At 59.7% G+C, this 20,211-nt stretch carries 12 protein-coding genes; 8 read left to right on the top strand and 4 right to left on the bottom strand.

Translation table 11 applies throughout. The annotated features are described in order from the left end of the window. Positions 1-163 precede the first annotated feature (163 nt). Positions 164-2,449 (bottom strand): fatty acid cis/trans isomerase, encoded by a 2,286-nt coding sequence (locus tag ACQKPC_RS03840; protein ID WP_427623167.1) that lies wholly within the window; start codon positions 2,447-2,449, stop codon positions 164-166. Positions 2,450-2,604: 155 nt separating this feature from the next. Here ACQKPC_RS03840 and metH point away from each other — a divergent pair, with 155 nt between their 5' ends. Beyond that, complete coding sequence (gene metH / locus ACQKPC_RS03835) at positions 2,605-6,315, top strand: methionine synthase (protein ID WP_192343738.1); 3,711 nt, start codon at positions 2,605-2,607, stop codon at positions 6,313-6,315. A 205-nt stretch (positions 6,316-6,520) separates the two neighbouring features. Next, entirely contained in the window at positions 6,521-6,742 is a 222-nt protein-coding gene (locus ACQKPC_RS03830; protein ID WP_008066935.1) for a DUF2970 domain-containing protein, read from the top strand. A gap of 6 nt (positions 6,743-6,748) precedes the next feature. Here ACQKPC_RS03830 and ACQKPC_RS03825 read toward each other — a convergent pair whose 3' ends face one another. Beyond that, positions 6,749-7,834, bottom strand: a complete 1,086-nt coding sequence (locus tag ACQKPC_RS03825) for an ABC transporter substrate-binding protein (RefSeq protein ID WP_427623166.1) — start codon at positions 7,832-7,834, stop codon at positions 6,749-6,751. Positions 7,835-8,354: 520 nt separating this feature from the next. Between ACQKPC_RS03825 and ACQKPC_RS03820 the strand changes: the two genes are divergently transcribed. Together ACQKPC_RS03820 and ACQKPC_RS03815 are read left to right on the top strand one after the other, a co-directional pair. Further along, on the top strand, positions 8,355-10,013 hold the full coding sequence (locus ACQKPC_RS03820; RefSeq protein ID WP_427623165.1) for a nitrite/sulfite reductase: 1,659 nt from the start codon (positions 8,355-8,357) through the stop codon (positions 10,011-10,013). Beyond that, positions 9,997-10,491 (top strand): DUF934 domain-containing protein, encoded by a 495-nt coding sequence (locus ACQKPC_RS03815; protein WP_063340169.1) that lies wholly within the window; start codon positions 9,997-9,999, stop codon positions 10,489-10,491. The genes ACQKPC_RS03820 and ACQKPC_RS03815 overlap by 17 nt, the downstream gene beginning before the upstream one ends. A 44-nt stretch (positions 10,492-10,535) precedes the next feature. Here the strand turns inward: ACQKPC_RS03815 and ACQKPC_RS03810 are convergent, their stop codons facing one another. Together ACQKPC_RS03810 and sohB are read right to left on the bottom strand one after the other, a co-directional pair. Further along, on the bottom strand, positions 10,536-14,477 hold the full coding sequence (locus tag ACQKPC_RS03810) for a dermonecrotic toxin domain-containing protein (RefSeq protein WP_427623164.1): 3,942 nt from the start codon (positions 14,475-14,477) through the stop codon (positions 10,536-10,538). A 192-nt stretch (positions 14,478-14,669) separates the two neighbouring features. Then, positions 14,670-15,692: a protease SohB gene (gene sohB / locus ACQKPC_RS03805; RefSeq protein WP_427623163.1), complete on the bottom strand. Its 1,023-nt coding sequence runs from the start codon at positions 15,690-15,692 to the stop codon at positions 14,670-14,672. 202 nt (positions 15,693-15,894) lie between these two features. Between sohB and ACQKPC_RS03800 the strand changes: the two genes are divergently transcribed. The 4 genes from ACQKPC_RS03800 (at position 15,895) to ACQKPC_RS03785 (ending at position 20,177) form a co-directional block, all read left to right on the top strand. Further along, entirely contained in the window at positions 15,895-16,605 is a 711-nt protein-coding gene (locus ACQKPC_RS03800; protein ID WP_427623162.1) for a histidine phosphatase family protein, read from the top strand. Between the two features lie 64 nt (positions 16,606-16,669). Then, positions 16,670-16,984 (top strand): SCP2 sterol-binding domain-containing protein, encoded by a 315-nt coding sequence (locus ACQKPC_RS03795; protein ID WP_123356684.1) that lies wholly within the window; start codon positions 16,670-16,672, stop codon positions 16,982-16,984. Positions 16,985-17,287: 303 nt separating this feature from the next. Then, complete coding sequence (locus ACQKPC_RS03790; RefSeq protein ID WP_032830046.1) at positions 17,288-19,135, top strand: amidohydrolase; 1,848 nt, start codon at positions 17,288-17,290, stop codon at positions 19,133-19,135. A 178-nt stretch (positions 19,136-19,313) separates the two neighbouring features. Continuing rightward, on the top strand, positions 19,314-20,177 hold the full coding sequence (locus tag ACQKPC_RS03785; protein WP_008066951.1) for a LysR family transcriptional regulator: 864 nt from the start codon (positions 19,314-19,316) through the stop codon (positions 20,175-20,177). Positions 20,178-20,211 lie beyond the last annotated feature (34 nt).

Genomic DNA, 20,211 nt, shown 5'->3' with positions numbered 1-20,211 from the left:
CAAAGTCCTAGTATTTTTGTCGGGAAAGCACAGCTGATCCAATGTGGGAGCGGGCTTGCTCGCGAAGGCGGCGGCAACGTCAACATTGATGTTGCCTGACACACCGCTTTCGCGAGCAAGCCCGCTCCCACACTGGATCGCAGACACCTCTAAATTCCGTGCATCAAAGATTCTCGTAGCGGTTCATGTCCAGCACGCCCTCTTCCACAGGGTCGGTGTCGTGGATATAGCGACTCAGATCATGGAAATATTGCCAGAACTGCGGATGGCTGCGGCGAATGCCCCAGCGTTCGACGATTTTCTCGAAACTGGCCGCGTCCTTCGCGATTTCCATCGCATCAACGAAAGCGGGCACTTGGCCGGCTGGAATGTTGAACATGAAGTTCGGGTAGCTGCTGAGTACACCCGGATAAATTGTCAACGTATCGAGCCCCGGCTGATAGCGCCGCGACTCCCCCAGCAGGAACGCCACGTTGCTGTGGGCCCGGTTGCGCAGCAGGCTATAGACCCCGCGCTTGCCGCTTTGAGTCTCGATGCGCAGCATCGTGGCTTCTGGCAATTGATCGATGACCTTCAGCCCCGCAGACGGACGTGAAGTCAGGCGGCTCAAGGCCTGTTCGGCGTTCTGCAATGCCAGATCGATGTTCGGCCGCGAGCAGTAGGCACCGTCGCAGCGGTTGATCGGGTCGGGGTTGGCATTGAGTTCGCCGTACCGGGCCAGCAATTGCAGGGCGAAATCGCGTTTCGGGTCCTTTTCGTCCAGCGTCAGTGCCGTGGGTTTGTCGTTGTCGATGTACTCGTAATCCAGCCACATCTTGAGCTTTCCGCCGTTCTGATACCAATCGTCGAGGTAGCCGTCCCGTGAGTCGGCCGGCATCAGACGCAAAAAGTTCTGCTCGGCACCATTGCGAATCAGGTCGAAGTACAGCCGGGTCTGGGCCTGATGGGATACGTTGCCAAATACATCGAAGTTGACTGCCAACTGGTAATACGTGCGTTCCAGCAACGGGTAATCGAACAGCCAGATGGTTTGCGGAACGTCACCGATCAGGCCTTTGTTCACCGAGGCGCTGTCGAAATGCCGGAAGATGCTCAGCAGCGCGTTGTCATTGCCGGCCCACAGGGTCGACCAGCTCGGGGCTGGCAGGTCGGCGTAGCTGTCCCGGCGCAGGGCCTCGTATTCGTTGCGTTTGTCACGGTAGTCGCGCCACAGGCTCAGGACACTGCCGACGTCATCGTTCTGCCCTGGCATCGCCAGCAACGGCGTGGCCTGGCCGCGATAATTCGGGTCGGTGATATAGAGGTCATGCTCCGGGGCCTGGAACAGCGCCCAGAAGTTGTCGCGGATCACGTCGGTGGCGATCTGGCCACGGCAGACCGGGCCACGAATAAAGGTGCGCACGAAGTACTCGGCGTTATCGAGCATGAACTGGTAACGCGCCTGAGCCGGGATGGCCTCAAAGGTCGTAAACGGATTGGCCCGTCGTTCCGGCCCATAACCCGGCAGCGCGTTGACCTGCCAGTTGCCGCTGTAGAACAGGCTTTTGATCCGCGCCATCTTCGCCGCGCTGAGCGGATAGGTGATGTGGGTCTTGTGCACGATCACGCCTTGCACCGGCCATAAACGGTAATAGACCTGAGTGCCCGGATCGTCATTCGGACGGCGAGTGTTGATCAAATCAATGGGCTGGCCCGTCGGTGTGCGCGAACGTACCCACTGAAAGAAATGCCCCGGCTCGCCGTCCTTGAAATAGAGGTGCGCCAAAAACCAGTGCTCGAACAACCAGCGTCCCACCAGGCTTTCCCGGGCACCCGGCGCGTTGAGCAGGTTTTCCCACTGCACCACCTGCAACGCTTCCTTGGCGCTGGGCACCAAGCCCTGCTCATCGATCGGCGCGCCGGAGGCCAGCCAGCGTTGCAATGTCTGGTATTGCTGATCGGTCAGGCCGGTGACCGCCAGCGGCATGCCTTCTTTGGGGTGGGAGCTGGCATAGCCGTCGAACTCCGCCGGCATGGCGCACATGTTCTCCCGGTTCAGGCCCAGGACGATGTCTTCCGGCAATTTGGCGTTGGGTTGCAACGGGGTTTTGTGGCCCAGTTCGAGCATGCGCGCCATCAGCGCCGCCTGACTGCCTTGGGCGTCGAGCACCGAATAAAAGCCTTTTTGCTGCCAGGCGCGTTTGCCAAAGGCGTCATAAAAAAGTCGGGTCGGCGCTGCGGCCTGTCTGCGTTCGCCATCATAAACGGGCGCCTTGGTTGCACCTCGGGCCACCCCTTCACCACTGCCCAGATTGAGCTGACAGGCGGAGTCGTAGCAGGCATGGCAGGCCACGCACTTTTCAGTGAAGATCGGTTGGATGTCCCGGACGTAGGAAATGTCTGGTCCTTGCGCAGCGGCGCCCCCGCTTAAAAACAGCATCAATAGGCTGGTGACGACGCGATACGACATATCCCTGGTCCTGATCATGAGAAAACGCCGCGATTCTACCGGTCTGGCCTGCGCACCAACATGAGCGATATTCATGCAAAACCCGTACATGCTCCAAAAGCGCACAGGTTTGTTATCATTCCGGCCCTTCGTCATGGCCTTACCGAGTAGTCCAAATGTCCGATCGCAGCGTTCGCCTTCAAGCTCTCAAGCACGCCCTCAAAGAGCGCATCCTGATTCTCGATGGCGGCATGGGTACGATGATCCAGAGCTACAAGCTCGAGGAGCAGGATTACCGTGGCAAACGCTTCGCCGACTGGCCGAGCGATGTCAAAGGCAACAACGACCTGTTGGTGCTGACCCGCCCCGACGTGATTGGCGGCATTGAGAAGGCCTATCTGGACGCCGGCGCCGACATTCTGGAAACCAACACCTTCAACGCCACCCGGATTTCCATGGCCGATTACGGCATGGAGGAACTCGCCTACGAATTGAACGTAGAAGGCGCTCGCCTGGCCCGCAAGATTGCCGATGCGAAAACTCTCGAGAACCCGGACAAGCCGCGTTTCGTCGCTGGGGTACTCGGCCCGACCAGCCGCACCTGCTCGCTGTCGCCCGACGTCAACAACCCTGGCTACCGCAACGTGACCTTCGATGAGCTGGTGGAGAACTACACCGAAGCCACCAAAGGCCTGATCGAAGGCGGTGCCGACCTGATCCTGATCGAAACCATCTTCGATACCCTCAATGCCAAAGCGGCGATCTTCGCCGTGCAAGGCGTGTTCGAAGAACTGGGCGTCGAGTTGCCGATCATGATCTCCGGCACCATCACCGATGCCTCCGGCCGCACACTGTCGGGTCAGACCACCGAAGCGTTCTGGAACTCCGTGGCCCACGCCAAACCAATTTCGGTCGGCCTGAACTGCGCCCTCGGGGCCAGCGAGTTGCGTCCGTACCTGGAAGAACTGTCGAACAAGGCCAACACCCACGTTTCCGCGCACCCGAACGCCGGCCTGCCGAACGAATTCGGCGAGTACGACGAACTGCCGGCCCAAACCGCCAAGGTCATCGAAGAGTTCGCCCAAAGCGGCTTCCTGAACATCGTCGGCGGCTGCTGCGGCACCACGCCGGGCCACATCGAAGCCATCGCCAAAGCGGTGGCCGGCTATGCGCCGCGCGAGATTCCGGACATCCCCAAGGCCTGCCGCCTGTCGGGCCTGGAACCGTTCACCATTGATCGCAGCTCGTTGTTCGTCAACGTCGGCGAGCGCACCAACATCACCGGTTCCGCCAAATTCGCCCGTCTGATCCGTGAAGACAACTACACCGAAGCCCTGGAAGTCGCCCTGCAGCAGGTCGAAGCCGGCGCCCAGGTGATCGACATCAACATGGACGAAGGGATGCTCGATTCGAAGAAGGCCATGGTGACCTTCCTCAATCTGATTGCCGGTGAACCGGACATCTCCCGCGTGCCGATCATGATCGACTCCTCCAAGTGGGAAGTGATCGAAGCCGGCCTCAAGTGCATCCAGGGCAAGGGCATCGTCAACTCGATCAGCATGAAAGAAGGCGTCGAGCAGTTCATTCATCACGCCAAACTGTGCAAGCGCTACGGCGCCGCGGTGGTGGTGATGGCCTTCGATGAAGCTGGCCAGGCCGACACCGAAGCGCGCAAGAAAGAAATCTGCAAACGCTCATACGACATTCTGGTCAACGAAGTCGGCTTCCCGCCGGAAGACATCATCTTCGACCCGAACATCTTCGCCGTGGCCACCGGCATCGAAGAACACAACAACTACGCTGTGGACTTCATCAACGCCTGCGCCTACATCCGCGACGAACTGCCGTACGCCCTGACTTCCGGCGGCGTGTCGAACGTGTCGTTCTCGTTCCGTGGCAACAACCCGGTGCGTGAGGCAATTCACTCGGTGTTCCTGCTGTATGCGATCCGCAACGGCCTGACCATGGGTATCGTCAACGCCGGCCAACTGGAGATCTACGACCAGATTCCGGCCGAGCTGCGCGACGCCGTCGAAGACGTGATCCTCAACCGCACCCCGGAAGGCACCGACGCCCTCCTCGCCATCGCCGACAAGTACAAGGGCGACGGCAGCGTCAAGGAAGCCGAGACCGAAGAGTGGCGCAACTGGGACGTCAACAAGCGTCTGGAGCATGCGCTGGTCAAGGGCATCACCACCCACATCGTGGAAGACACCGAAGAGTCGCGTCAGTCCTTTGCGCGCCCGATCGAAGTGATCGAAGGCCCGCTGATGTCCGGCATGAACATCGTCGGCGACCTGTTCGGCGCCGGTAAAATGTTCCTGCCGCAAGTGGTGAAGTCCGCCCGCGTGATGAAGCAGGCCGTGGCCCACCTGATCCCGTTCATCGAGCTGGAAAAAGGCGACAAGCCGGAAGCCAAGGGCAAGATCCTGATGGCCACGGTCAAGGGCGACGTACACGACATCGGCAAGAACATCGTTGGCGTGGTGCTGGGCTGTAACGGCTATGACATCGTCGACCTTGGCGTGATGGTGCCGGCAGAGAAGATCCTGCAAGTCGCCAAAGAACAGAAATGCGACATCATCGGCCTGTCCGGTTTGATCACGCCTTCGCTGGACGAAATGGTTCACGTGGCCCGCGAGATGCAGCGTCAGGACTTCCATCTGCCGCTGATGATCGGTGGCGCGACCACCTCCAAGGCGCACACGGCGGTGAAGATCGAGCCGAAATACAGCAACGACGCAGTGATCTACGTCACCGATGCCTCCCGCGCTGTGGGCGTGGCGACGCAACTGCTGTCCAAGGAATTGAAGGCCGGTTTCGTCGAGAAGACTCGCCTGGAATACATCGACGTTCGCGAGCGCACCGCCAACCGCAGCGCCCGTACCGAGCGCCTGAGCTACCCGGTGGCCATCGCCAAGAAGCCGCAGTTCGACTGGGGCAGCTATGAACCTGTCAAACCGACGTTCACTGGCGCCAAGGTGCTGGACAACATCGACCTGAAGGTGCTGGCCGAATACATCGACTGGACGCCGTTCTTCATCTCCTGGGACCTGGCCGGCAAATTCCCGCGCATCCTCAAGGACGAAGTGGTCGGTGAAGCCGCCACCGCGCTGTACGCCGATGCCCAGGAAATGCTCGCCAAGCTGATCGACGAAAAACTCATCAGCGCCCGAGCGGTGTTCGGTTTCTGGCCGGCCAATCAGGTGCGCGACGATGACATCGAAGTCTACGGCGATGACGGCAAGCCATTGGCCAAGCTGCATCACTTGCGCCAGCAGATCATCAAGACTGATGGCAAACCGAACTTCTCCCTGGCCGACTTCGTTGCGCCCAAGGACAGCGGCGTGACCGACTATGTGGGGGGCTTCATCACCACCGCCGGGATCGGCGCCGAAGAAGTGGCCAAGGCCTATCAGGATGCGGGCGACGACTACAACTCGATCATGGTCAAGGCCCTGGCCGACCGCCTGGCCGAGGCCTGTGCCGAGTGGCTGCACCAACAGGTGCGTAAAGATTACTGGGGCTACGCCAAGGACGAGACGCTCGACAACGAGGCGCTGATCAAAGAGCAATACACCGGCATCCGCCCTGCTCCAGGCTACCCGGCCTGCCCGGATCACACCGAGAAAGCCACGCTGTTCAAGCTGCTGGACCCGGAAGCGGAAGAGCTCAAAGCCGGCCGCAGCGGCGTGTTCCTCACCGAGCACTACGCCATGTTCCCGGCGGCAGCGGTCAGCGGCTGGTACTTCGCTCACCCACAGGCGCAGTATTTCGCCGTGGGCAAGATCGACAAGGATCAGGTGCAGAGCTACACCTCGCGCAAGGGTCAGGAATTGAGCGTGACCGAGCGTTGGCTGGCGCCTAACCTGGGTTACGACAACTAACCTCCATCCCCCTGTGGGAGCGACCTGTGGCGAGGGGGCTCGCCCCCGTTGGGCTGCGAAGCAGCCCCCAAAATCTCTGATGTATCAAAGATCTTGTGAGTGCTACGCACTCAAACGGGGGCAAGCCCCCTCGCCACAGGTCGCTCCCACAGGTTTCGGGTGTATTGTCTATGCTTACCTTTCACACATGCGTGACGGGGGATTTATGGACGATCCAGTCGACAACAACAAGCCACCAACCTTCTGGCAGATGCTGCACAGCGTGATGGCGGCGGCGTTCGGGGTGCAGAGCGGGAAGAACCGGGCCCGGGATTTCACCCACGGCAAGCCGAGTCATTTCGTGATTTTGGGGATTCTGTTCACGGCAGTGTTCGCGTTGACGCTGTTTGGCATCGTCAAACTGGTGGTGTACCTGGCGGGTATCTGAACCGGCTCAGTGCATCAGGGCTTGCAGGCTGAACGGGTAGCGATACGACGTCGGCCGCCCCTTGGCCGAGAGCTTCTGGAAATCCACGCCATAATCCTGAGTCGCACTCAACGCCAGCAACCGCTTGGCTTGTGCGTGATTGATCAGCTGCAACAACGGAATCTGCCGGTCGCGCCCGCCGTACTGACTGACATCCACCCCCAGGTCGTAGTCATGCAGTTGCACCAAGGCCCAACCACCCAGAGTGAAGTGCCCGCCCAACAGCACACTCAACCGCCCTTCCAACAGCGCCTGTAACGCAGTCGGTGAATTATTGACAGCGCTGAACAGCGCGTCCTTGCCGGGTTGGCCGCCCGTTTCGGCGTAGGCCTGCATGGCACCAAAGGCCATTTCATCGTTGGCCGACCAGACCAGCGACGTTTGCGGGTAACGCTTGAACAATAACCTGGCCTGTTCATAGGCGCGCTCGCGGGTCCAGCCGCCATAGACCAACTGGCGCAACCGCACTTCAGGGTGTTCGGCCAATGCCCGCATCATGCCCTTCTCACGCTGTTGCGCGGCTGGCGTGATCTTCAGGCCGGAGAAGGCCACGAGATCAATGACCTGACCGGGCGCGACCGGGCGATGCAGGCGAATCAGCTCCTTGAGCATCAAGTAGCCGCCCTCCTCATTGTTGGGCACCAGGCTGCCCAACCAGTCGGGATACTTCTGCGGCTGGGCGCCGAGCAAGCGCATCTGGTCTGCGGTCAGGCCGTTGTTGACCAAAAACAGCTTCACACCGCTGCCTTGAGCCAGGCGCAGGATTTCGGGCGCAACATACAGTTCGTTGACGAACACCAGATAATCCGGTCGATTCGGCCCTTGCAGGGCTTCGCGGGCTTGCTTGAGTGTGGTTTCAGCGTTTCGCTCGGAATACTGGATGCGCAAATCCATGCCCAGGTCCTTGGCTGCGGCCTGCATGAACTGCGAGTAACTGACCCAGAACACCTCTTGGGTAGTCCCGGGATTGAGGAACAATACGGACGCGGCCTGGGCACACGGTCCCAAGACCGTACCAAGCGCCAGCACAACACCACAGATGAACTTCAACATTAAACGTCCGAGCCCCCGAAAATCCGCTGCGCATTATAGCCAGCGAAGTTTCTGGAACGGCGCTTATTCCGGCTTTTGTCCGACAATCGTCGGCGCCGGGCCCGGACGGGGTCGTTTATTGATGGCTGACCCAGAACACCGCTGTGCCCACGACCAGGATAATCAGGAACAAAATCGCCCAGGCATCGACCGTGCTATCGCTTTTCCCTGCTTTGGTTGGGTTGCTCATTGCATCGCCTCTTGTCGGTTTTATCGGTGATTGCATAAAGACTCGAGCACAGTTAAGACGATGATTGCCCGCACCACAAATGTGGGTTTTACCCCCATGAGTTTCATTAGTCGTTTTGGTTCTTTGCATATACTCAAACATCACTTTTGCGCATAACTGCAAACTGGTATCTTGCGTCGGCTCCGTTGGGAGTGCGCGGCCGTGCGCGCAGAATTGCCGAGGCTGTATCGGATGAAAGCTAGCGAAAACGCAGCTATATCCAACCGGCCCAAGCCTGAGAACAGGACTTATATGTACGTATACGACGAGTACGATCAGCGGATCATCGAGGACCGCGTCAAGCAGTTCCGTGATCAGACCCGACGCTATCTGGCAGGCGAGCTGAGCGAAGAAGAATTCCGCCCCCTGCGCCTGCAAAATGGCCTTTATATCCAGCGCTTCGCGCCGATGCTGCGGGTGGCGGTGCCTTATGGCCAACTGACTTCGCGCCAGACGCGAATGATGGCCAGGATTGCCCGCGACTACGACAAGGGCTACGCCCACATCAGTACCCGGCAGAACGTGCAGTTCAACTGGCCGGCGCTGGAAGATATCCCGGACATCCTGGCTGAACTGGCGACCGTGCAGATGCATGCGATCCAGACTAGCGGCAACTGCCTGCGCAACGTCACCACCGACCAGTTCGCCGGTGTCGCGGCCGACGAATTGATCGACCCGCGTCCATGGTGCGAAATCGTCCGCCAGTGGACCACGTTCCACCCGGAATTCGCCTACCTGCCGCGTAAATTCAAAATCGCAATCAACGGTTCGACGTCTGACCGTGCGGCCATTGAAGTCCATGACATTGGCCTTGAGCCAGTGCACAACGCCGCGGGCGAACTGGGTTTCCGTGTGCTGGTCGGTGGCGGCCTGGGCCGTACGCCGGTGGTGGGCGCGTTCATCAACGAGTTCCTGCCGTGGCAGGACTTGCTGAGCTATCTCGACGCCATCCTGCGGGTTTACAACCGCTACGGCCGTCGCGACAACAAATACAAGGCGCGGATCAAGATTCTGGTCAAGGCCCTGACGCCTGAAGTGTTCGCGCAGAAAGTCGATGCGGAAATGGAACACCTTCGCGGTGGCCAGACCACGCTGACCGAGGCCGAAGTGCATCGCGTGGCCAAACACTTCGTCGATCCGGACTACAAGTCCCTGGACAACCAGACGGCCGAACTGACCGAGCTCGACAAACAGCACCCAGGCTTCGCCCGCTGGCGCACCCGCAATACCCTGGCGCACAAAAAGCCGGGTTATGTTGCCGTGACCCTGTCCCTGAAGCCGACTGGCGTTGCGCCGGGCGACATCACCGACAAGCAGCTCGATGCCGTTGCCGACCTCGCCGATCGTTACAGCTTCGGTCAGCTGCGCACTTCCCACGAGCAGAACATTATCCTGGCCGATGTCGAGCAGAGCCAATTGTTCGCCCTGTGGAGCGAGTTGCGCGAGCAAGGTTTCGCCACACCGAACATCGGCTTGCTGACCGACATCATCTGCTGCCCTGGCGGTGATTTCTGCTCGCTGGCCAACGCCAAATCGATCCCGATCGCCGAGTCGATCCAGCGCCGTTTCGACGACCTGGACTACCTGTTCGACATTGGCGAACTGGACCTGAACATCTCTGGGTGCATGAACGCCTGTGGTCACCACCACGTCGGCCACATCGGCATTCTCGGGGTCGACAAGAAAGGCGAAGAGTTCTACCAGGTGTCCCTGGGTGGCAGCGCCAGTCGCGATGCGAGCCTGGGCAAGATCCTCGGCCCGTCCTTCGCACAGGAAGCCATGCCTGACGTGATCGAGAAGCTGATCGACGTGTACATCGAACAACGTACCGAAGACGAACGCTTCATCGACACCTATCAGCGTATCGGCATCGACCTCTTCAAGGAGCGCGTCTATGCAGCGAATAATTAAGAACAACGAAGTCGTCGACGAAACCTGGCACTTGCTGCCGAAAGATTTCAACATCGACGAGATCAGCAACTGCGACGACCTGATCGTCCCGCTGCAACTGTGGCGCGAACACAGTCGTATGCTCAAGGCTCGCGATGGCGGCCTGGGTGTGTGGCTGGACGCCGACGAAGAAGCCGAGGAAATCGGTGAAGACGTGGATAATTTCCAGGTGATCGCCTTGAACTTTCCGGCCTTCACTGATGGGCGCAACTACTCCAACGCTCGCTTGCTGCGTGACCGTTACGGTTTCAAAGGCGAATTGCGGGCGATTGGCGATGTGCTGCGCGACCAGTTGTTCTACCTGCACCGCTGCGGTTTTGACGCGTTTGCGATTCGCGCCGATAAAGACCCGTACGAAGCCCTTGAAGGCCTCAAGGACTTCTCGGTGACCTATCAGGCCGCCACCGACGAACCGCTGCCGCTGTTCCGTCGCCGTTGATGTCCTGGCCTTGAACCCTTTGCGGGGTTCAAGGCCATCCTCTTCTAGGCCTGCTCGGTGATCACCGGAAAGGGCCGCCCCATCGCTACCCAATCGCGGTAGAGCCTGGCCCGATCCTCCAGCGACATGAAAATTCCCAGCGGATTTTCAGCATCGACCTCCGTGCTCTCGACAGCCCGGTTCAGCCAGTTCCACAACTCGTCCGATGTCTGCGCCTCGCTCAACAGTTGCCAGACCCTCGCTTGCAACGCCAGATAGTCGACCTGAAAGTCCGCCGTCAGGCTGAGCCCGTCGATGAGCCTCAGGAATCGATTGCCTGACGGCTTGACCGCCAGTTGCTGCCAGATCGTTCGCCTGGCTTGCTGCAGCGCTTCATCCCCCTCTTGTAACCACGCCTCTGGATTGCCATAACCGGGACCTGGCGCGCTCAACCACAGGTTGATCCCTGTGCGCTGTCGATGGCTGATCAGGCGCCGCAATGTGTCTTCGTCCGTTAACGGATTGCCCCAAAGCTGCACTCGCCCCCGAACCATGGCCTGGCTCAACACCGCCGACGGAACCCGGGTGATCCGGTTGTCACGCAGGTCAAGCGACGTCAGGTAGGGCTCGTCCCTAATCCCGATCGGGCACGTACTGATCTCTGTTTTCCTCAAATTCACCTCGCGCAGGTTGTCCATCCCTAACAACACAGGCGAAACACTCAGGGGGTTTTCACTCAGGTCCAGTGATTGCAAGTTAATCAAGTCACTCAGTTGCGACGCCGTGTTCTCCCTGAATTTGAGAAACGTGTCTTTCAGATTCAGCGTTGTGAGATGGCTCATTCGCGGGATCGCAGGCGGCAAAACACTCTCCAGCGCCCCCATGGCGTCAGATAGCCGCAGATCGACTTTCTCCAGATTCAATACCTGCAGATTGGGGAAAGACTCCAGGAACCCGTTCAAGCTCTCACGCTCTGTCAGGTGAAATCCGCGCATCGACAACTCGATCACCTCGTCGAACTTGATGTTCATGACCGGCAAGCGGTGGTAGTCCTCGAACTCCAGATCCAGTTTGTATCCCGCTAACGCTTCGCCGGAATAAAGGCGATTGGCCTGCGGCGGACACTTTTGCCAGATTGAGATCAGCTCGTCAGCCAGTTCTATCCGGGTCTCGCGCTCGAGTTCCATCGCGCGCTGCACCAGCGCGACGTTATGCACCGCGATTTGCGCATGAGTCATGCCCACAGCGTCCTCGTCGCCAGCGGCCAGAAAGTCGATGTCCATGTCATCGACATCCTGCAGGGACCGGTCGATCCAACTGGTCAAATCCGTACTCAATTGCTCAGACTGTTGCTTCAGACCATCGAGGCGTGACTGAGCGCTTGCTCCGGCATGTTGCAGCCATTCATCGGCCTGCGCATTGCCGAAGTCGGGATAGAGGTTCCTGACTTGCAGTCTCATCGTCTCGTGGCTCAACGCCGCAGCCTGGAGGGTCGTCGGAAAGCCGCCGCCCCTCAAGCCCTGCATTTCAAAAGGCAGCCCCCCGTCCATTCTGCCCAGGCCCAGGCCGAACTCGGCGCGCGATAGCGCCTGGTCGCGAAGGTTGAGCTTCAGTTCGTTGGCCGGGTTCAGCGACTGCAACTGCAGCGCCGCCCGCTCATCCGCGGACAACACCCCGATGACGGCCCCGTAAAAGTCCGTGCGCGCGATGGCCTGGGCGACCACATCAACGTATTGATAGTGGTCGTCGATTTTGATCAAGCGACGACAATCAGCCGCATCAAGCGAACCGCAACGATCCAGCACCCGACCTTGCAGCGAGCCGTCTAGCACCTCGATTCGCAGGCCTTTTGGCCATCCGGGCAAGTTTTTCAGCGAATGCAAGGCCAGCGTGTCCGAATCGGAATGGGCCACGGATCGCAGATAAAGGCCTTCGTAAGCACGGGTCAGCCTCACATGCTGCTGATACTGGCGGGCCTTGCCATCCAGTTGCCTGAATACCCCCTTGATCTCGATCGCATCCGGCGTCTCTGTGAACGCTATGCCACAGCGATCAAGCATCTGCTCCACCGCACTTTTCGGCAGGCCGGGATATTGCTGTTGAAACAATCGGACCCATTCATGCTCCGAGTGCTGGAGCGCCTGATAGCGAGCGTTGAAAAACTCCACTCGCCGGGCCTGCAATGCCTCGTTCCCGTCAGCCTGCGCTTTGTCGATGACCTCCACGACGTCCTGATCGATTTTGAAGCGGCTGATAGTGTCGGCCAACACAGGCGTGGGTTGACGACCGGCCTGCATCATTCGCAGCAGATCGTCATCAACGGCGCTGACCTTGCCGATTTGCGCCAGCACTTCGTCGCTGAAGGCCTCCACCGGAGCGCCGATCCCTCGCAGCAGGCTCAGACGGGTCGGCATCTGTGCGGCCGACTCCAGAGGGGCGACATGAACGGGTGGAGCGTCCACCGGCATACCATCGAGCCGCACAGCGGGCTCCTCGGCCCCGTGCTCGGCCCTGGCCAGCGCGGTGGCCTCGGCGCCTTCGCCTTTTAACGAAGCGACAGCCCCGGCCAGCGGCAGTGCATTGAGCAAGCCGAACACGGTTCGCGTCACGCCTTCAGAACGCTCACTGGCCGTTTTCCCCTCGATGGCCTCATCCAGACCGTAACCGGCGTCAATAAGCCCGGCCAGCACCAACAGTCCCTCACCTCCGGGCACAAACAACGCCAGTGGCCCGAACCGGTTGACCCATTGCACGATCGGCTCGACGAAAGCGCTCAGATTGTCACGGTTGACCTGGGCATCGTCGCGGATGGTCTTGACGCTGTCTTGGGCGGCCTGCTTCATGGAGCTCACCAACTGCGCAAAAGGGTCGGATGCGTTGGGTGAGCGATCAAAATTGATGTAGTCGTCCGGATCCCAATGGCCATCATCGTTGAAGAACCCGGCATTCTTCGTCAGCCTGTGCATCCCGGGATAAACCGCCATGCCCTCCAGTGCGGTCAGTACCCCCGCATGAAAGGTGCCGTCCTCGCGATCCTCTTCGCAAAAGTGAGCCGCCAGTGCCTGTTTCGTATCGGCCTCCCTGCCCTGAGCCACGATCCATTGACGCAACTGCCGGCTATCGTTGAATTCATGCAACGGTGAAGAATTGCCAGGGATGTACAGCAGCACCCTGGCGCCTGATCGCGCTCGAAAACACCAGATATCGGTTGCCGTATAACGGTACAGTTTCAACCGACTCGCCTCGACGCTCGAAGGCATCCTTGTAGGCGCTTGCAGTTGCTCGATTGTCAGCGTTTCCCAGGTCTGTGCGGCGGGCAACCCGGCAGCTTGCATGGCGAGCTCCAGCCCCTCTCGGGACAGGCACCGTTCTTGATATTGCAGCCGGGCTGCCATGACAAAAGCCGCCTTGACTGATGTCCTCAGGGCATAAGGACCGGGAGCAGCAATGACCGCGTCCGACGGCCAGGCCTGATCAAGATAAGTCTGGTATCGACGGGAAAGAAACAACCCCCAGACCCACTGTTTGAAATCGGCAGGCCGCAGATTGATTTGCGTGTGCGGGCCATAGGATTGCGGAACCGTGGCGCGGTAAATGCCTTCATAGGTGTCGTGGTTGCCATTGCCCACATAGGCAAACTCATCGACTTTCTCGACAATGCGCACCGACGGCCCGATGTCGGGCGGTGTGTACAGCCCAAACGCGGTTTCGCCGAAGCGCCCGTCGCCCACCGTCTGATAATTGCCAAGCAGCGCCTGGATCAGGGTGCGAGAACTTCCCACCCGCCCCTGGTGGACGCCGTTCTCAGGAGGATGCCCATGGTAGTTATAGTCGAGCGTTACCAGCAGGGCTGTCTGCGGATCAATGTCGGCTCCCCACTTCTCCTTGATCAAGCGCTCACCAAACTGAGCGGGAGTTTGCGCAAGTGCGGTCTCCACCGCAGCCTTCAGTTCGTTACGCATCAGGACATTGCGCGTTGGGGCGTCGCCATGGGCGTGATCATTCATGTGCATTCCATTGCAAACTATTGGGAGCCACCAGAATATCCAGCCCCAACTCAAGCGTGAGTCGGAATGATCGGCAGGCCAGTTAGGACGTTTCGCAGAGTCCGCAGGAAAGTGAACAGTCTCAAACGCCGGACGAAAAAAAACCGCGGAAATCCGCGGTTTGATTTTTTTCCGGAGACGCCTGCCAGAGGCTTACCAGAAGCGTTGCTGAGTCAAGCGACTCCACCAGCTCAGCAATACGCGATCGACCGAACCGCTGGCCGCGATGCCGATGCGCTCCTGCAGGCTTTTGCGTTCGGCGTAATGCAAGTGGTAGAGCTCGGACTGCTTGGCGCGTTCGGCAAGGTATTCATCGCTGGTCTTGAGTTCATCCACCAGTTGCTTGTCGAGCGCCGCAATGCCCAGCCAGATTTCTCCGGTGGCCACTTCGTCGATGGCCAATTGCGGGCGATAGCGGGAAACGAAGTTCTTGAACAGCTGATGGGTGATGTCCAGGTCTTCCTGGAATTTCTCCCGGCCCTTCTCGGTGTTTTCGCCAAACACCGTCAGGGTTCGCTTGTACTCGCCAGCCGTCAGTACTTCGAAGTCGATGTCGTGTTTTTTCAACAGGCGATTGACGTTGGGCAACTGCGCCACCACGCCGATCGAGCCGAGAATCGCGAACGGCGCACTGATAATCTTCTCGCCGATGCACGCCATCATGTAGCCGCCACTGGCCGCGACCTTGTCGATGCACACGGTCAACGGCACGCCGGCTTCACGAATCCGCGCCAGTTGCGAAGACGCCAGGCCATAGCTGTGGACCATGCCGCCGCCGCTTTCCAGGCGCAGCACCACTTCATCCTTGGGCGTGGCGAGGGTCAGCAGCGCGGTGATTTCGTGGCGCAGGCTCTCAGTGGCCGACGCCCTGATGTCACCATCAAAATCCAGCACGAACACCCGTGGTTTGACCTCGGGTTTCTTCTTTTGCTTTTTATCGGATTTAGCCTGGGACTTGCGCAAGGCTTTGAGCTGATCCTTGTCGAGCAAGGTTTGCTCCAGGCGTTCGCGCAGCCCTTTGTAGAAATCATTGAGTTTGTTGACTTGCAGCTGCCCGGCCGACTTGCGCCGTCCTTTGCTGCGCAACGCCGCAAAACTGGCCAGGACCACCAGAATGGCGATCACCAGAGTCACGGTCTTGGCCAGGAAAATGGCGTACTCGAACAAAAGCTCCACAGGGACTCCTTCAATCAATGCGCGGATTAAACACGCGCGGGATACCTCCAGCATACCCATCCGCCGGCCCGACGGCCAGCCGTGAAACCTCTGGCAACAGGCCTGTAACGGGCATTTCAAACAAGCGTATGTTTTTTCATTGACAGCTCACCGCCATCCTCATAACCTCGCCAAACCTTCAACGTACCGGGATGACGCGGACGTGGGCAGCATCTACTTGATTCGACATGGCCAGGCCTCCTTTGGTGCAGACGACTATGACGTCCTGTCGCCGACCGGTATTCGCCAGGCAGAACTCCTCGGTCAGCACCTGGCCGAACTCGGTGTCAGCTTCGATCGCTGCCTGTCGGGCGACCTGCGCCGCCAACAACACACCGCCAACAGTGCGCTGGAACAGTTTGCGGCCGTCGGTATGCCGGTGCCTGCCCTGGAAATCGATTCCGCTTTCAATGAATTCGATGCCGACGCAGTGATCCGCGCCCTGCTGCCGGCCATGTTGGAGGACGAGCCCCACGCGCTGGATATCCTGCGCAACGCGGCACAAAACCGTGCTGAATTCCAACGCATTTTTGCCTTGATCATCGAGCGCTGGCTTGCCGGTACCTACGACACACCGGGGCTGGAAAGCTGGCTGGGTTTCGTCGAACGCGTACAGAGCGGTCTGCATCGATTGCTCGAACAAGCCGACAATACCCAGAAAATCGCTGTGTTCACCTCCGGCGGCACTATCACTGCCCTGCTCCACCTCATTACGCAAATGCCCGCAAAGCAGGCCTTTGAGCTGAACTGGCAAATCGTCAACACCTCGCTCAACCTGCTTAAGTTTCGCGGGCGCGAGGTGGCCCTGGCTTCCTTCAACAGTCATGCACACCTGCAACTGTTGAAGGCCCCGGAACTCATCACGTTTCGCTGAGTCCGGATTATTGTGACCCTGGCTGTAATCACCCAGCTCTTATTACCCAAGAAAGGATCGAACCATGACCTCCGTAGCTGATGCCGTACAAGCAATGAAAGCCAAGTTCAACCCAGCCGCTGCTGCCGGTCTGGACCTGGTATTCGGTTTCCGCATCGACGACACCAAGAACTTCTCGCTGATCGTCAAAGACGGCACCTGCGAACTGCAAGAAGGCGAGAACCCGGACGCCCAGGTGACTCTGGTCATGGACGGCGAAACCCTGGAAGGCATCGTCGACGGTTCGACCGACGGCATGCAAGCGTTCATGGGCGGCAAACTGCGCGCTGAAGGCGACATGATGCTGGCCATGAAACTGTCCGAGCTGTTCCCGGCCTAAGCGCGCCGCTCCCGTCTTTCGGGAGCACGTCTGGCTGCAAACGAATCCCGCCCTCGTGGCGGGATTCGTCGTTTTTCGCCCTCGCAAACGGCTATCTGTGGATTTGCCGACTATATTCCTTCTGGCCGCATGCGTCAGACATCGGCTGTTGATCCCCGCTTCTTTGTGAAGAACTTTGTGGAGAGCGCTGCCATGAGCCCACCTGACGAGCACAACGACTTCAGTCGTCGCCGTGTACTGCAAGGCCTCTCGGCAGGCGCCGTCGGTGCCTGGGTCAGCCCACTATTCGCAGGGAGTAAAGCCATGCCCGATACCCCAGCCGACCTGATTTTGTACAACGGACGCCTGCACACCGTTGACCGCAAGAAACCCCAGGCCAGTGCCGTCGCGATCAAGGACGGGCGCTTCGTGGTGGTCGGCAGCGACGCCCAGGCAATGGCCCTGCAAGGCCCCGGCAGCCAAATCATCGACCTGCATGGCCGCACGGTGATTCCCGGCCTCAACGACTCTCACCTGCACTTGATCCGTGGCGGCCTGAACTACAACCTTGAGCTGCGCTGGGAAGGCGTGCCATCTCTGGCCGATGCCTTGCGCATGCTCAAGGATCAGGCCGATCGCACACCGACGCCGCAATGGGTGCGGGTGGTCGGTGGCTGGAACGAGTTCCAGTTTGCCGAGAAGCGCCTGCCGACGATTGAAGAACTGAACAAGGCCGCGCCAGACACCCCAGTGTTCGTTCTGCATCTTTATGATCGCGCCCTGCTCAATCGCGCGGCGTTGAAAGTGGTCGGCTATACCCGCGACACGCCGAACCCGCCGGGTGGTGAGATCCAGCGCGATGCCAATGGCGACCCCACCGGCATGCTGATCGCCCGACCCAACGCAATGATCCTCTACTCGACCCTGGCCAAGGGACCGAAATTACCGCTGGAGTATCAAGTCAACTCGACCCGCCAGTTCATGCGTGAACTCAATCGGCTGGGCGTCACCAGCGCCATCGATGCCGGCGGCGGTTATCAGAATTACCCGGACGATTATCAAGTCATCCAGCAACTGGCCAAAGACCAACAGCTCACGGTGCGCATTGCCTACAACCTGTTCACCCAAAAACCCAAGGAAGAGCTGACCGATTTCAAAAACTGGACCAGCACCTCCCATTACGGTCAGGGCGATGACTTCCTGCGGCACAACGGTGCCGGGGAAATGCTGGTGTTCTCGGCAGCCGATTTCGAAGACTTCCTCGAACCTCGCCCAGACTTGCCGCAAACCATGGAGCAGGAGCTGGAGCCGGTGGTGCGGCATCTGGTGGAACAGCGTTGGCCCTTCCGTCTGCATGCCACCTACAACGAATCCATCAGCCGCATGCTCGACGTGTTCGAGAAGGTCAACCGAGATATTCCGTTCGACGGTTTGCCATGGTTCTTCGATCACGCCGAAACCATCAGCCCACGGAACATTGAGCGGGTCAAAGCGCTCGGTGGCGGCATCGCGATCCAGGACCGCATGGCGTTCCAGGGCGAGTACTTTGTCGACCGTTACGGCGCGAAGGCTGCCGAAGCGACACCACCGATCGCACGCATGCTGGCCGAGGGTGTGCCGGTGGGCGCCGGCACCGATGCCACGCGAGTCTCCAGCTACAACCCCTGGACTTCCCTGTACTGGCTGGTCAGTGGCCGCACCGTCGGCGGACTGGCGCTGTACCCGCAAGGTTTGAGCCGTGATACGGCGCTGGAACTGTTCACCCACGGCAGCGCCTGGTTTTCCTCCGAACAAGGCAAGAAAGGCCAGATCAAAGTCGGGCAACTGGCGGACCTGATTGCGCTGTCGGCGGACTACTTCCACATCGAAGACGAAGCCATCAAATGGATCGAGTCGGTGCTGACCATTGTCGACGGCAAGATCGTCTACGGCAGCGTCGAGTTCGAAAAGCTGGGGCCTGCGCCTATCCCGGTAGTGCCTGAGTGGTCGCCGGTGGTGAACGTACCGGGGCATTGGAAACCACTGGCGCCACTGACGGCTCAGGTTCATCAATGCGTGGGCGCTTGCGCGGTGCATGCCCACAGCCATGAGCGGGCGCGGTTGTCGTCGGCGCCGGTCAGTGACTTCCAAGGGTTCTGGGGGGCGTTTGGCTGTTCGTGTTTTGCGTTTTGAAAAAGAGAAAAGATCGCAGCCTGCGGCAGCTCCTACAGGATTTGTGTTCGCCCGATATTTCACGGCGTGCGCGATTCCAATGTTGGAGCTGCCGAAGGCTGCGATCTTTTGATCTTGATTTCTATCCGCTGGCGGCGCCTGCTCTTACAATACCCGCACCTCCCGCATCGGCCTGCCCATGGACATCGACCTCGCCCGCACCTTTCTGGAAATCGTCCGCCACGGCAGCCTGGCCGCGGCGGCGGAAAAGCTTCACGTCACTCAGACCGCGATCACCGCCCGCGTGCAAAAGCTCGAAAGTCAGCTGGGCAGCACGCTGTTCGTGCGCAACCGCGCCGGGGCACGCCTGACGCCGAACGGTGAGGCCTTCGTGGTGTACGCCAATCAACTGGTGCAAACCTGGGAAGCGGCACGTCGTGACTTGCCGCTGCCCGAGGGCTACCGCGACGTGCTGCACATCGGTGGTGAGGTCAGTCTGTGCAACCCTTTGATGCTCAGCTGGGCCGGCGAGTTGCGCGAGAAGATTCCCAGCCATGCTCTGCGCATGGAAATCCGCGACGGCGAAAACCTGCTGCGTCAACTGGAGCTGGGGGTGCTGGATGCGGCGCTGGTCTATCAGCCCGAGTACTGGCCACGCCTGCAAGTCGAGCAGGTGCTGGAAGAAAAACTCATCCTGGTACGCCTGGCCGGCCAGCCCGAGCCTTACGTGTATATCGACTGGGGCCCGGACTTCCGTCGTCAGCACGATGCCGCACTGCCGGAAAAGGCCAAGGCAGCCCTGAGCTTCAACCTCGGACCGCTGGCCTTGCAATACATCCTGGAAAACGGCGGCAGCGGCTATTTCCGCACCCGCGTGGTCCAGAGCTACCTGGAAAGCGGCGTGCTGGAGCCAGTGCCCAAAGCTCCGGAGTTCAGCTACCCGACCTACCTGGTTTACTCCCGGGACCGCGACTCGGCGACCTTGCAACGAGCCTTCGATTTGCTGCGAGAAGTGATCAAGACGGACGACGACTGGTCCCAGCGCTGGAACCCCTTGACCTGACGCCAGGCGCCTTGCACCGGAGCATGGCGCTTGT

Source organism: Pseudomonas sp. NPDC089918, assembly GCF_050280605.1.
Taxonomy (GTDB): Bacteria; Pseudomonadota; Gammaproteobacteria; order Pseudomonadales; family Pseudomonadaceae; genus Aquipseudomonas.
Note: the sequence above shows the minus strand (reverse complement) of the source record. Positions and strands in the feature narration are given on the sequence as shown.

Excerpts from the sequence above, each read along its gene's own strand:
- ACQKPC_RS03830 (WP_008066935.1), top strand. The coding sequence starts at position 6,521 with ATGGACGATCCAGTCGACAACAACAAGCCACCAACCTTCTGGCAGATG.
- ACQKPC_RS03815 (WP_063340169.1), top strand. The coding sequence starts at position 9,997 with ATGCAGCGAATAATTAAGAACAACGAAGTCGTCGACGAAACCTGGCAC.
- ACQKPC_RS03795 (WP_123356684.1), top strand. The coding sequence starts at position 16,670 with ATGACCTCCGTAGCTGATGCCGTACAAGCAATGAAAGCCAAGTTCAAC.
- ACQKPC_RS03810 (WP_427623164.1), bottom strand. The coding sequence starts at position 14,477 with ATGAATGATCACGCCCATGGCGACGCCCCAACGCGCAATGTCCTGATG.
- metH (WP_192343738.1), top strand. The coding sequence starts at position 2,605 with ATGTCCGATCGCAGCGTTCGCCTTCAAGCTCTCAAGCACGCCCTCAAA.
- ACQKPC_RS03840 (WP_427623167.1), bottom strand. The coding sequence starts at position 2,449 with ATGTCGTATCGCGTCGTCACCAGCCTATTGATGCTGTTTTTAAGCGGG.
- ACQKPC_RS03820 (WP_427623165.1), top strand. The coding sequence starts at position 8,355 with ATGTACGTATACGACGAGTACGATCAGCGGATCATCGAGGACCGCGTC.
- ACQKPC_RS03785 (WP_008066951.1), top strand. The coding sequence starts at position 19,314 with ATGGACATCGACCTCGCCCGCACCTTTCTGGAAATCGTCCGCCACGGC.
- ACQKPC_RS03790 (WP_032830046.1), top strand. The coding sequence starts at position 17,288 with ATGCCCGATACCCCAGCCGACCTGATTTTGTACAACGGACGCCTGCAC.
- ACQKPC_RS03825 (WP_427623166.1), bottom strand. The coding sequence starts at position 7,834 with ATGTTGAAGTTCATCTGTGGTGTTGTGCTGGCGCTTGGTACGGTCTTG.